At 46.9% G+C, this 14,129-nt stretch carries 11 protein-coding genes; 7 read left to right on the top strand and 4 right to left on the bottom strand.

The genetic code is table 11. The features are described from left to right. On the top strand, positions 1 to 199 hold a 199-nt coding region (locus tag PSI15_RS10575; protein ID WP_273583504.1), incomplete at its 5' end, for a hypothetical protein. A gap of 211 nt (positions 200 to 410) precedes the next feature. Beyond that, positions 411 to 1,796: a multidrug transporter subunit MdtD gene (gene mdtD, locus PSI15_RS10570; RefSeq protein WP_273583503.1), complete on the top strand. Its 1,386-nt coding sequence runs from the start codon at positions 411 to 413 to the stop codon at positions 1,794 to 1,796. On the opposite strand, the gene PSI15_RS18605 is transcribed toward mdtD, so the two are convergent. Both PSI15_RS18605 and rbsK read right to left on the bottom strand, forming a co-directional pair. Next, entirely contained in the window at positions 1,779 to 1,871 is a 93-nt protein-coding gene (locus tag PSI15_RS18605) for a LacI family DNA-binding transcriptional regulator (protein ID WP_443256087.1), read from the bottom strand. The two genes, mdtD and PSI15_RS18605, sit on opposite strands and share 18 nt — an antisense overlap. A 2-nt stretch (positions 1,872 to 1,873) precedes the next feature. Then, positions 1,874 to 2,803, bottom strand: coding sequence for a ribokinase (gene rbsK / locus PSI15_RS10565; protein ID WP_273583502.1), 930 nt, complete (start codon positions 2,801 to 2,803; stop codon positions 1,874 to 1,876). 245 nt (positions 2,804 to 3,048) lie between these two features. On the opposite strand from rbsK, the gene ravA reads away from it, so the two are divergent. Beyond that, positions 3,049 to 4,554: an ATPase RavA gene (gene ravA, locus PSI15_RS10560; RefSeq protein WP_273583501.1), complete on the top strand. Its 1,506-nt coding sequence runs from the start codon at positions 3,049 to 3,051 to the stop codon at positions 4,552 to 4,554. A 65-nt stretch (positions 4,555 to 4,619) separates the two neighbouring features. Here the strand turns inward: ravA and PSI15_RS10555 are convergent, their stop codons facing one another. Further along, complete coding sequence (locus PSI15_RS10555) at positions 4,620 to 8,111, bottom strand: SNF2-related protein (RefSeq protein ID WP_273583500.1); 3,492 nt, start codon at positions 8,109 to 8,111, stop codon at positions 4,620 to 4,622. Positions 8,112 to 8,228: 117 nt separating this feature from the next. Between PSI15_RS10555 and viaA the strand changes: the two genes are divergently transcribed. Continuing rightward, the gene (gene viaA / locus PSI15_RS10550; protein ID WP_273583499.1) at positions 8,229 to 9,686 is read left to right on the top strand and encodes an ATPase RavA stimulator ViaA; all 1,458 of its coding nucleotides are present in this window, start codon (positions 8,229 to 8,231) and stop codon (positions 9,684 to 9,686) included. A gap of 18 nt (positions 9,687 to 9,704) precedes the next feature. Here the strand turns inward: viaA and asnA are convergent, their stop codons facing one another. Further along, positions 9,705 to 10,697: an aspartate--ammonia ligase gene (gene asnA, locus PSI15_RS10545; RefSeq protein ID WP_273583498.1), complete on the bottom strand. Its 993-nt coding sequence runs from the start codon at positions 10,695 to 10,697 to the stop codon at positions 9,705 to 9,707. A gap of 164 nt (positions 10,698 to 10,861) precedes the next feature. Here asnA and asnC point away from each other — a divergent pair, with 164 nt between their 5' ends. From asnC to mnmG, 3 genes are all read left to right on the top strand, one after another. After that, positions 10,862 to 11,323, top strand: a complete 462-nt coding sequence (gene asnC / locus PSI15_RS10540) for a transcriptional regulator AsnC (RefSeq protein WP_273583497.1) — start codon at positions 10,862 to 10,864, stop codon at positions 11,321 to 11,323. Positions 11,324 to 11,414: 91 nt separating this feature from the next. Next, positions 11,415 to 11,855, top strand: coding sequence for an FMN-binding protein MioC (gene mioC / locus PSI15_RS10535; protein WP_045967720.1), 441 nt, complete (start codon positions 11,415 to 11,417; stop codon positions 11,853 to 11,855). A 375-nt stretch (positions 11,856 to 12,230) separates the two neighbouring features. Further along, positions 12,231 to 14,120, top strand: a complete 1,890-nt coding sequence (mnmG, locus tag PSI15_RS10530) for a tRNA uridine-5-carboxymethylaminomethyl(34) synthesis enzyme MnmG (protein WP_273583496.1) — start codon at positions 12,231 to 12,233, stop codon at positions 14,118 to 14,120. Positions 14,121 to 14,129 lie beyond the last annotated feature (9 nt).

Genomic DNA, 14,129 nt, shown 5'->3' with positions numbered 1-14,129 from the left:
CCGGGTTGCGAGGCTGCGTATCTTACGCTTTTTGCCTCCGGAGTCAAGCGTTTATTTTCGCTTTCTTTCCGCTTCCCTTCGCGGCTGTTCTCAGCTTGGCGTCGGTCAGTGGTGGCGCATTATAGGACCTTTTACGGCGCTGGCAATAGTTTTTTTTGATTTTTCTTCCGTTCGTGGTTTTTTTCAACAAAAATGGTGATTATGTATTTTTTCCACTCTAAAATGGGTGAATTAGGCAACAATCATTAAGGCAATGTCTCATACAATGATTGTTGTTCAATTGACTACGACAACGGTCAATTATCCTTAAAGGGAGTTTTTGCTTTATTAATAACCAAAAAATAGTTTGAATTTGATGTAGTAAGATATTATGTATTCACTCACTATCATAAAAATAAACAGGATATCTAATGGTCAAATCCGCACGCAATATGTCGGGGTTACCTTGGATTGCGGCCATGGCTTTTTTTATGCAGTCTTTAGATGCCACAATTCTTAACACCGCGCTACCAGCGATGGCTAAAAGTCTTCAACATTCTCCACTGGCAATGCAGTCCGCCATAGTCAGCTATACTTTAACGGTAGCGATGCTAATTCCCGTAAGCGGTTGGCTCGCTGATAGATTTGGCACTCGCACGGTATTTATTTATGCTGTTTCCTTCTTTTCTTTAGGCTCACTTGCTTGTGCACTGTCGCACAATCTCTCTTTCTTAGTGATATCCCGCGTTATTCAAGGTATAGGCGGAGCTATGATGATGCCAGTTGCTCGTCTGGCTTTACTAAGAACCTATCCGCGTAGCGAACTGTTACCTGTTTTGAATTTTGTCACCATGCCTGGGTTATTAGGACCAATTTTGGGTCCAATGTTTGGAGGATTGTTAGTCACCTATGCAACATGGCATTGGATCTTCATCATCAATATTCCCATTGGATTATTGGGTATCATTTACGCCAGTAAGAATATGCCCAACTTAACGATGCCCAAATGCCCTTTCGATTTTCTGGGATTCATATTGTTTAGCTTAGGCTTGGTGATGATTTCAGTCAGCTTTGATTTATTTGGGGATCACGCCTTCTCTGGCTATATTCCGCTCGCTTTATTTTCTGGCGGTATTGTTATGCTATTGGGGTATATCTTTCATGCAAAAAGACACTCAAACCCCCTCATTAACCTCCAACTATTCCAAACACGTACCTTTTCAGTTGGCATTGCCAGCAATATTGCTACTCGGCTAAGTACTGGATCACTTTCATTTATTATTCCTTTGATGCTGCAAGTGGGGTTTGGATTTTCAGCAATGATTGCCGGAATAATGATGGCACCAAACGCAATGGGTTCAATTTTAGCCAAGTCTTTTGTGACTAACATACTGACCCGCTTTGGATATCGAAATACACTCATTTGGGTCACAATTATTATTGGTATGACGATTTCACAATTTTCGCTACAGACACCGGAACTCCCCATCGCATTTTTGATAATTCCTCTTTTTATATTAGGAATCGCCATGTCCACACAGTTCACCGCGATGAATACCATCACTTTGGGGGATCTGAATGATGGCAATGCAAGTGCCGGTAACAGCCTGCTAGCAGTAACTCAACAGTTATCCATTAGTTTTGGGGTGACCATCAGTGCGGCAATTCTGCGATTTTATGAATCAACGGAATGTGGTTCAGCCATAAGCCATTTCCACTATACTTTGATTACGATGGGCGTGATTACCTTAATTTCTTCTACTGTTTTTCTATTACTGAATACAGAAGACGGTAATAATTTAATTAAGAATAAATGATCCTGTTAACGGCTGGCTACAACATGTTGAAGTTGATACGCCCGCCAGACGAGCAACGTCCTTCATCGTAGCCACGGTTAATCCTGTTCAGAGAGAAAAGCATCAATTTCATTGCGCCACGGAACCGAAGGCTGTGCTCCCTGACGCGTCACAGTTATCGCAGCCGCCGCATGAGCAAAGCGGATTGCCGACAACATCTCTTTTCCTTCCAGCAATCCCGTTACCAAGGCGCCATTAAAAGTATCCCCTGCTGCAATGGTATCGATCGCTTTTACGCTAAATCCGGGAACAATTTTTCCTTCTTTACCTTTCTCACTCAGCCATACCCCTCGGCTACCCAATGTGATAATGACCGTTTCTATTCCCTTATCATGTAAAGCCCAAGCGGCTTTTTCCGCTCCAACATCATCTGTTACGGCAATACCCGTCAAGTACTCCGCTTCGGTTTCATTCGGCGTGATAATATCCACCAGCGAAAGTAGCTGATCGGAGATTGGCTGTGCAGGTGCTGGATTCAAAATCACTTTAACATGGTGTTTTTTGGCTGTTTCAGCAGCAAGTTGCACCGTTTCTAATGGCGTTTCAAGCTGCAATAACAAGGTATCAGCTTCTTTGACCGTTTGGTCATGACGGAGGAAATAATCTGGAGTTAACCTCCCATTTGCCCCTGCATTAATGCCAATGACATTTTCACCCTGCTGATTGACAAAAATCAGAGCAACGCCCGTTGACTCCCCTTTAATAGCCTCAATTGACGAGGTATTGATGTTATCTTTCGCCAACTGTTGGCGAATACGCTCACCGATATCATCTTGGCCGACACAAGCAATAAATGTAATATCAGCACCACAGCGACCAGCAGCAACGGCCTGATTTGCTCCCTTGCCTCCAAATGCAACCCGATACTGTTCTCCTTTTACTGTTTCCCCTGGTTGAGGAAAAGATTCGAGATTCAATATGTGATCTGCATTGATGCTGCCCATTACGACAAGTTTTGCCATGCTCATTACATTTATTCCTGTATAAAATACTTTGTCCACAGTCTGAACGCCGATGATACCAACTTGATCTGGACGCTGTACGATCATTGCCCCCAATTTACCGTTTTGTACAGACTTAAGAGCATCTGTAGTGCCATTAAACCGACAACTAACGCATCTTCTTTACCGGCTGCCTGACCAAAATCTTTGCATAGAGTGATTTTTATCTATAAATAAAGGTAAGTAACTAAACGAGCCAAGGTGTAAATAAGATGCAATTGGTCGAAAAAATATCCCAGTTAGGTCAATATCTGGAAAGAGGCTTATATGAAAGGCGACAAGCCATTCGTTTGTGCTTGCTGGCTGCCTTATGTGGAGAGAGCGTTTTTCTTCTTGGACCTCCGGGAATAGCCAAAAGCCTTATCGCGCGTCGCCTCAAGTTTTCCTTTCAAAACGCACGCGCTTTTGAGTACCTGATGACCCGTTTTTCCACCCCAGAAGAGATCTTCGGCCCCCTTTCCATTCAAGCACTCAAAGATGAAGGGCGTTACCAACGCCTTACCGAAGGCTATTTACCCGAAGCTGAAATCGTTTTTCTGGATGAGATTTGGAAAGCAGGCCCCGCCATTCTGAATACGCTCCTTACGGCGATCAATGAAAAAAAATTCAGGAATGGTAATCAGGAAGAACAATTACCGATGCGTTTACTGGTTACCGCATCCAATGAACTCCCGGACAGTGATAACAGTCTGGAAGCACTCTACGATCGCATGTTGATTCGGCTCTGGCTGGACAAGATTCAGGAAAAGAAAAATTTTCGCGCCTTACTGACTGACCAGAATAACGAAAATAACAATCCCGTGCCTGCCCATATTCAAATTACCGATGACGAGTTTTATCAATGGCAAGGCAAGATCAGCCATGTTTCCCTGCCAGATCATATTTTCGAGCTGGTTTACCAACTCCGCCAGCAAATAAATGCTGCCGGCAATACGGCAGATGTCTCAGATCGTCGTTGGAAAAAATCGATTCGACTGCTGCGGGCTAGCGCACTTTTCAGCGGGAGAAATGAGATATCCCCGCCAGATATCGTGCTATTAAAAGATTGCCTGTGGCACGACTTAAACACCTTAAAACTTCTGCCCCAATTCCTGCATACGTTATTAACAGAGCAAGCCTACCGACAACATTCCCTTATGCAGAAAATGGAGAAACTATACCAACAGTGGGTACAATCCACCCAAGATAAAAATGACCATCGTCCTTTACAATTCATCACCAAAACCGCTTTGTTTGGCCGTAAAACCCTTTATTCACTGCCCGCAGATATCGCAGGTGAAAAACTGACGCTGTTTTTACATCCCTCGCTACACCTGCATGATATTGAAGTCAATTTCATCGAAATAGAGAAAAAGTCACTGGAAAACACCCTAAAAAATAATACCGGAAAACTCTCTGCCAGCTTAAATGGTATTGGTTTCCCGCAAACCCTCACAGCAGAAATCAACGAAAAAAATCAGCTTACCGTGCTGGATATCAGCCGTAATAGTGCCGTTCTCTGCCAAACGGGGAAAAAATCGGTAATGCCAGAAGAATCCAATACCGAATGGAATGAAAAGCTGCTATCCATTCGCGATGAAATTCAACAACAACGCAATTTGTTTAGTCAGCATCAACCCTGTTTATTTATCGAAGCACATTGGCTTGCCAGCATTGAACAGAGTTTTCTTCAATTAACGGAAAAACTGCAACAATTGAGATCCAAAATGGGAGAGTGAAATGAAAAGGGCACACGGTTCGTTGCCAACAACGTAGTCCGTGTGCCCAGATAACAGGCTTCACATCACGCCAGCGCAAACAGCTCCCTAAGCTCTTGCGTATCCAGGTTGCCTATCCACTGCTCTCCGCTACCCACCACCATATCCGACAACTCGCGCTTGCGTTGGATCATCTCGTTGATGCGCTCTTCAAAGGTGGCACTGGTTATAAAACGGTGCACCTGCACATTGCGCTGTTGGCCAATACGATAGGCACGGTCGGTGGCTTGCGCCTCCACCGCGGGGTTCCACCATAAGTCGAAGTGAATCACGTTTGAGGCTGCAGTCAGGTTAAGCCCTGTACCGCCGGCCTTAAGGGACAGCAGGAATACTCGTTCAGTGCGGTCGGTCTGAAATCGCTCCACCATTTTGTCGCGTTTGGGGCGAGACAGGCCGCCATGCAGGAACATCGGTGCCTGCCCGTAGCGCTTCTGCAACCAATGGGCAAGCAATTCTCCCATCTCACGGAATTGGGTAAAAATGAGGGTCTTCTCATGGCTGGCGTGTAAATCGTCGAGCAGATCGAACAAGCGTTCCAGTTTGCCGGAGGCCAAGGCATCGCCAGCAGGTTGTTTCAGGTACTGAGCTGGATGGTTACAAATTTGCTTCAGAGCCAGAATCATTTGTAATACCAAACCCTGACGTTTAAATTGATCTGCTTCGTCTTCAAGCGTCTTCAAACCTTCGCGCACCACCGATTCGTACAGTGCGGTTTGTGTTGCCGTCAAGGCGCAGTATTGATCAAGCTCGATCTTGTCAGGCAGATCACTGATCACATTGCGATCGGACTTCAGGCGGCGCAAGAGAAAGGGCGCGGTGACACGCTGGAAGCGTTCCGCTACCTGTCGGTCGCGGTCAATCTGGATCGGTGTGGTGTATTCTTTCTCGAAACGTTTGAGTGTACCCAAATAACCGCGATTGACGAAGTCCATCAAGCTCCAGTATTCAGACAGACGGTTTTCAACCGGAGTACCGCTCATGGCGATATAACCGGCAGCAGGGATGGCCTTGATCGCCTTGGTCTGCGCGGCTGACGGGTTCTTGATATTCTGCGCCTCATCCACCACCAGTACCCGCCAGGATAAAGCTCTGAGCGTGGTCGCTGCGCTACGGGCAATACCGTAGGTAGTCAGTAAGATATCTGGCCGTTCGCCGGACAACCCTCGTTTGCTGCCATGAAATACGCCGATAGTGAGCGATGGTGCAAAACGCGCGATTTCCTTCTGCCAATTGGTCAGTAAACTGGTGGGAACCACTATCAGTGCCTTAGCCTGCTCTAAGTCGCCGTCCTGCTTGAGCTTAAGCAAAGTGGTGATCACTTGCAGCGTTTTGCCAAGCCCCATGTCATCCGCGATGACGCTGCCGAATCCGACTTGTAGGTTACGCAACATCCAAGCGTAGCCGCGTTGCTGATACGGACGCAAGGTGGCATTGAGGCCATGCGGTAAGGGCACCTCGCCCGCCTCTCGCAACTCGATCAGCAACTGTAGCATGTTATCATCGAGCTGCACGGGTGTACCTGCATATTCGCCAGCCAACGCGGTGCGCAACAGTTCAGAACCTGACAGCTTAGGGGGGCGATCCAACTGGGCTTGCAAGCTCGCAATTTCTTCCGGGTCGAGATAGATGTATTCTCCTTTGAAATACACCACGCCCATTGCACCTTGAACCAATTGCTCGAACTCGGCACGCGTCAGATAATGCCCACCCAACGCTATCCGCCAATCGAAATCAAAGATATCGTCGGCGCTCAATTGACTGCATCCCAACCCTTGGGTTTGGCTGGATACATTCATTGAAAGCCTCGGGCGTAACAGTCGTTCCAGCGTCTTGGGCAACAAAGTGCGAATGCCAAGCAACTGAATGGCAGGCAATGTGTCAAACAATAACGCAGGTAATTGTTCAGCCGTCAGAATAATGGGAGAGCGTGCCCCTTGCCGCAAATAATCGTTAAGAGGCGGGAAAAACTCGGCCAGCAGAACGACCGTTTGCAAGGCGCCAAAGCGCGTCTGGCCCCACTCTTCCTCGGTCAGCACACTGTGCAGAGGAACCGGAGGCGTCAATAAGGCTGATGTAGGTTGAATGGCCAGCCCCACCTCGAAATCACCACGCTCGCCTTCATCCAAGCTCAATACGGGGGTATAGTCCCGTTCGGCCAAGTGATAACGGGCAAGCCAAGCCTGTAAAGCCGGACCAATGGCGCTTTCCCCTGAACCCGCGAAATTTTTCGGTTCGGCACTGAATAACAGGGACAGGATTTTATTACCATTCGGCTTCTCTTTGACATAGTTCGACGCAAATCGCAGGTAATAACCGAGGAATACTGAACATAGCGCGTTGGCCTGCATCATCGGTGAAATAGGCTGATTTGGACTCAGCACGGCCAGTTGTGACGGCAGGCCTCTGGCCAGTCGCTGCATCTGTTCAGCAACCCGATTATCAAGCATGGCTGGCAACCAACGCACTCCCAAGACATCGGGTTCCACCATAAACACCTGTGGTACAACCGCGCCTTGAGCCAACAGATGCAAAGACATCATGCGCAGGTGGAACAGCGCGGCTACCTCTGATTGCCTGTCCGGCAAGTCTGCGGGCGTAAGGTGTGCCAGCGCGCTATCCAGCTCTGCAATGGAATGCAATCCGTCGACACCGCTGATAATGGCGTGTCCCTCCCGATTGAGAGTGATACGGGGCTGGTGGGAGGCGGATAAAGTGACGATGGGCGTCTCCAGAAAAATCTTGCCGTCCAGTGTCCTGCGGGCATACTTGGCGACCCGTGTCAGTACTCGTTGCATTACCTTGCGCAGATCGCCGTCAGGGAAGAAAGCGGTCTGAGTTGGCAATACGGCCAACAGCGTCTCAGACAGCGCCGGTAAATCCGCATAAACGAGTGTTTCCAGTGCCATCGGGTCCGGCAGAGTGTCCTCCTCCGGCGTTCCACCCGCAAGCAACAAGTCCGACAGGCGCGGCACATTGACCTTCACCTCGCGCTCAATATGGATCTCCCGTGCTTTTAGTTGCTGGATAAGATCCACGCCACGCAGGGAGAACACCAGAAAAGGATTGCCGTCGATTTCACGACTAACCAGATAAATCGTTGCCGCCAGATGCTTACAAGGTACCGCCCAATCAGGGCAAGAACATTGCATCGCCAAATCTCTCCATTGGGAGGGAAAGAGAGCAATACCCAAACGCTTGGCTAGATCTAGCACCGAAGGATCTAATTCTCGATTGAGCAAGCGGGCAATCACACCCGGATCGTCAACTAATGCGTCAAGCAGCCGTTCGGCTTGCGTCTGGGCCAGTGGAGGAACCTGAATTGAGACCTGATAAGGCGATGAGCGAGAACCTTGCACTTTGGCCCGCAAGATACCCCCTTTCAATGTCAGATTTTTAACCGCGCCTTTATTGGCATAAGTTCGCCCACGCGGCAGGCGGCTATCATAATCGATATTCGTCAGGGAGTTCAGCCACTGCTTTCCCCACCAAGTACTGCCATAATTCATAATGTTTACCAAAGAATATAAAAGGGATAGCTAAATTTTATGGGTATTGTTCACAAAGAACATGGCTATTTCGACAATATTACTGCATGCTCCATAATGGAAAACCCACCCGACGTCCGGGAGAGCAACATGTTAACGCTGGCCACACTCGATCTCTTGCTTTCCATCAATGAAGGCGAGCTGATCGAAGAGATCATCTTGGCGCTGTTAGGCTCCCCTCAATTGGTTATTTTCTTTGGAAATTTCCCAAGGCTTAAACGCGCATTATTGAAAGATCTGCCGGCATGGCAGCAAACATTGCAGCAGAGGATCAAAGAGACGCTGATCCCTGCACCATTAGCCGAAGAGTTTCAGTTATACCAACATACCCAGTTAATTGATACGACCGATTTCTATCAACAGTTACCTGATATCGTGGAGAAACTTCAACATCTCGCCTCTCCCTTTGCCAATGAAGCCAATACCCTGTCCAAAGCGCTCTCTGAATACACCTCTTCAGGACACATGCTGTTTCTGCAACGCTGGCGCCTTAGCCTGATCCTGCAAGCAACCACCTTTAACAAGGCACTATTGGAACAAGAAAAAGAGCAATTTCTCGCAAAGATCCAGAAGCCATTGACCTTAAGCGGCAGCCTTGATCCCCTGTTTGATCACAATGATCGTGCCGCAGGTCGATTGTGGGATATGAGTAAAGGGCAACTTCACCTGACTTCGCAAAATAGACAACTTTTTACTCTCTATGCGGATGTTCTCAAGCAGCAACCTGAGTTGGAAAAACTGGCACAATTACTTGGGCGCAGTCAGACCGCGAAATCCATTCCCAAAGACAGTCCGGTATTAGAACCCTTCACCCAACTCGAAAGAGTGCCAGATACCTTGCCTGAACAAATTAGTGGGATTAGACAAAGTGACGATATCTTGAGGTTATTACCTACAGAGATGGCTATGCTGGGCATTGAAGAGCTAGAATACGAGTTTTATCGGCGGCTGATGGAGAAAAAACTACTGTCCTATCGCCTGCAAGGGGACGATTGGCAACCCAGAACCACACTCAAACCGGTTATACATCACCACAATGAAAAACAGCCCAGGGGACCTTTTATTGTTTGCGTCGATACGTCAGGCTCCATGGGCGGATTCAATGAACAGTGTGCAAAAGCATTTTGTCTGGCGTTGATGCGCATTGCGTTGGCAGATAATCGCCACTGTCACATCATGTTGTTCTCAACAGAACTCGTCCACTATGACTTAACATCACCGGATGGACTGACTCAAGCGACGCATTTTCTGGGGCAAACATTTAAGGGAGGAACCGATCTGGCATCCTGTTTAAATGCCACCGTTGAAAAAATGAAAGAAAACATTTGGCAAGATGCCGATGCTGTTGTTATTTCAGATTTCATTGCCCAACGTTTGCCGGGTTCCCTAATCCATCAGATAAAAAATCTGCAACAGCACCAACAACACCGCTTCCATGCGGTCTCCCTTTCCCATTATGGAAAACCCGGTATCATGCAGATATTTGACCATATCTGGCGCTTTGATACCGGGATGACAAGCCGTTTACGGAGAAGGTGGCAAAATTAAAACTGACTCAATGAAAACCTAGAGTACACCTTCAACAGATTCGATGATTTCTGGTGACCAAACACCGCACTGAACCTGACCGATATGTGCCATTTGCAGCAGCAACATCACCAAACGGGATTGCCCGATGCCACCACCGATAGATTGTGGCATATCACCTTTGAGCAGTGCCTGATGCCAATCATATTGCAGACGATCTTCATCACCCGTCAGTGCAAGCTGGTGTTTCAGTGCCTCTGCATCAACACGGATACCCATTGAAGAAATTTCAAAGGCATCCTGCAAAACTGGGTTCCAGACAATAATGTCACCGTTCAAACCAAAGAAACCATCGCTGTTTGGTGTCGTCCAATCGTCATAATCCGGCGCGCGCACATCATGTGCCTGATCATCAGACAACTTACCACCAATGCCCATCAGGAAAATGGCACCAAACTCTTTGGCAGCTTCACGCTCACGACCTTTCGCATCCAGAGAGGGGTAACGTTGCAGAAGCTCTTCACTGTGGATGAAGTGAATTTGATCTGGCAGGAACGGTGCCAGACCAAATTCCTTACTTACTGCTTGTTGTGTTTCTTTTATTGCTTCGTAGATTTTACCTACTGTCTGTTTTAAATAATCGAGTGAACGCTGACCTTCACCCATCACTTTTTCCCAATCCCACTGGTCAACAAAAACAGAATGGATAGGCGTCAAGCGATCTTCGTCAGGACGCAAGGCTTTCATATGAGTATACAATCCTTGTTCAGCTTGAAAACCAAAGCGGCCTAATGTCTTACGTTTCCATTTCGCCAGAGAATGAACCACTTCAAATGTCGCTTCCGGCAAAGTTTTCACTTTCACCTGAACCGCTTTTTCATGGCCAGACAAGTTGTCCTGAGTCCCATCACCAAGACGGCTCAAGATAGGTCCTTGAACTTCGATTAGACCAAGTTGTTTCTCTAACAGACGGGAAAAGTACGATTTAACAAAACTAATCTGCTGTTGCTTTTCAATAAAGGATGTTTTCATGATGCTGCTCTCAAATTTTTAGTGGCCCTGTGTCCTGTTGATATAGATTAAGCAACAAAACGGGGTACAAATTCAATATCTAATAATAAAAATAGGGAATAAGATTTATAAACGATAATTTTTACACTATAAAAATGAATATTATTCAAAAAAAGGGGTTGGAAATGGCAGAAATTTATCAGATCGATAATTTAGACCGTGACATACTTCACGCATTAATGGAAAACGCACGTACACCTTATGCCGAATTAGCCAAAAAATTCGCAGTCAGTCCGGGGACAATTCATGTCCGTGTGGAAAAAATGAAACAGTCAGGGATCATCACGGGGACACGGGTTGATATTAGTGCGAAACAACTGGGGTTCGATGTGTGCTGCTTTATCGGCATCATATTAAAAAGCGCCAAAGACTATCCGTCCGCACTGAAAAAGCTCGATATGCTGGATGAAGTTGTTGAAGTTTATTACACCACAGGGCACTACAGCATCTTCATTAAAGTTATGTGCCGATCCATAGAATCCCTCCAGGACGTACTTATCAACAAGATCCAGACGATTGACGAAATACAGTCAACGGAGACGTTGATCTCGCTGCAAAACCCGATCATGAGGACAATAAAACCTTAAGGCGAAAAACCCGTTAACCCCATTATCCACAGGTAGATCCCAACAGATTCACAGCGTACAATAGTTGCTCTTTAAGTTAGCAAGGATCATGATGAGCACAATTACCTTAATCAGCGGCAGTACACTGGGTAGCGCTGAATATGTCGCAGAACATATGGCTGAGATCTTAGAAAATGACGGCTTTTCAACAGAGATGCTTCATGGTCCCTCATTGGAAGATCTTCCCCTTGCAGGATTGTGGCTTGTGGTGACTTCAACGCACGGTGCTGGGGATTTACCTGATAACCTCCAGCCACTGGCTGATGCGATCACACAACAGCAACCCGATCTCAGCAATATCACATTTGGTGCAGTTGGTATCGGCAGTTCCGAATATGACACATTCTGTGGCGCAATAAGATCACTGGAGCGTTTATTAGAGGATCACGGCGCAAAACGGATCGGCGATCGATTGGAAATCGACATTCAGCAACACGAAATTCCCGAAGATCCGGCCGAAGAATGGGTTAAAGAGTGGTCAAAGTTACTCTGATCCGATTAAAAATATAACGATCAACTGTGGATAACTTGTCTAAAAAGCAGGGGTTAACCCGTAGTTATCCATTTAATAACCTAGCCAAAATCGAATGCCTGTGAATAACTAGGCTTTTAGATCCCAGCTTATACTGAGTTGGATCACGGATCATTCACAGCAAATGATCCTTTACAGCATCATGATCTTTATATGGAAAATTCACTTATCCACAGATGATCGCGATCCTAATAAAAGATCCAATAAAGAGATCTTTAAATAAAAAGATCTTCTTTTAATTAACGACGATCTCTCACCTCTTGGTCTGAGGTCCAAACTTGAGTAGAATTCTCTCCCCAATGCATATGAAGCATTCTCACTATTGAAGGTTCGCACATGTTTTATCCAGAGCACTTTGACGTCATTATTATCGGCGGGGGTCATGCCGGTACTGAAGCGGCGATGGCCTCCGCACGTATGGGACGTCAAACCTTATTACTGACTCACAATATTGATACTTTGGGCCAGATGTCATGTAATCCAGCCATTGGTGGGATCGGTAAAGGGCATCTGGTAAAAGAGATCGATGCACTTGGTGGTCTGATGGCGAAAGCCACGGATCAAGCCGGTATTCAGTTCAGAACACTCAATGCCAGCAAAGGCCCGGCAGTTCGGGCAACGCGAGCACAAGCGGATCGAGTACTTTACCGACAAGCTGTAAGAACGGCACTGGAAAATCAGCCTAATTTAATGATCTTCCAGCAACCCGTAGAAGATCTCATTGTTGAAAACGACACTGTGACCGGTGTTGTTACTCGCATGGGATTGAAATTTAAAGCTAAATCCGTAGTTCTGACCGTAGGGACTTTCCTTGATGGCAAAATCCATATCGGATTGGAAAACTACAGTGGAGGACGGGCCGGGGATCCTCCTGCGATCTCCTTGTCTCACCGTTTGCGTGAACTGCCTTTGCGCGTCGCTCGCCTGAAAACCGGTACACCCCCGCGCATTGATGCACTAACCATTGATTTTAGCCAGCTTGAACAGCAACTTGGCGATAATCCGACACCCGTATTTTCATTCATGGGCCACGTTGATCAACATCCACGCCAGATCCCGTGCTACATCACCCATACCAATGAAAAAACCCATGAAGTGATCCGCAATAACTTGGATCGCAGCCCAATGTATGCCGGGATCATCGAAGGGATCGGCCCGCGTTACTGCCCTTCCATTGAAGACAAAGTCATGCGTTTTGCGGATCGTAATGCTCACCAGATCTTCCTGGAACCAGAGGGGCTGACCAGTAATGAAATCTATCCGAATGGGATTTCGACCAGCCTGCCATTTGATGTTCAGATGCAAATTGTTCACTCCATGAAAGGCATGGAGAATGCCCGCATCATTCGTCCCGGTTATGCGATCGAGTATGACTTCTTCGATCCGCGTGATTTAAAACAAACCCTGGAAAGTAAATTTATTCACGGCTTGTTCTTTGCCGGTCAGATCAACGGCACCACTGGATATGAAGAAGCGGCGGCACAAGGACTACTGGCGGGTCTCAACGCGGCACGTTATGCCAATGGTGAAGAAGGTTGGTTCCCACGCCGTGATCAGGCTTATATTGGCGTATTGGTCGATGATCTGTGCACACTCGGCACGAAAGAACCGTATCGCATGTTCACATCCCGCGCTGAATATCGTTTGATGTTGCGTGAAGATAATGCGGATCTGCGCCTGACTGAACAAGGCCGTAAACTGGGTCTGGTTGATGATCTCCGTTGGGAACATTATTGCCGCAAAGTTGACATGATCGAGCAAGAACGCCAGCGCCTGCGTAATATCTGGGTACATCCTCACTCTGATCACTTAGGGGGTATCAACCAGATGCTGAAAACACCGTTGTCAAAAGAAGCCAATGGTGAAGATTTGCTGCGTCGTCCTGAGATGAATTATGAATTGCTGACATCCTTACCCCGTTTTGCACCAGGACTGACTGAACTTCAAGCGGCGGATCAAGTTGAAATTCAAGTGAAGTACGAAGGCTACATTGCTCGTCAGCAAGAAGAGATCGAAAAGCAATTGCGTAATGAAAATACCGCATTGCCGGTTGATTTGGATTATCAACAAGTAAGCGGGCTTTCCAATGAGGTGATTGCAAAACTGAATGATCATAAACCAAGCTCAATTGGTCAGGCTTCACGTATTTCAGGCATCACTCCGGCCGCCATTTCTATTTTGCTGGTATGGCTGAAAAAACAAGGTCTATTGCGTCGTAGCGCCTAAGGGGACAGA

Source organism: Xenorhabdus sp. PR6a (assembly GCF_028599065.1).
GTDB lineage: Bacteria > Pseudomonadota > Gammaproteobacteria > Enterobacterales > Enterobacteriaceae > Xenorhabdus > Xenorhabdus doucetiae.
This window is presented reverse-complemented; position numbering and strand designations above follow the sequence as displayed.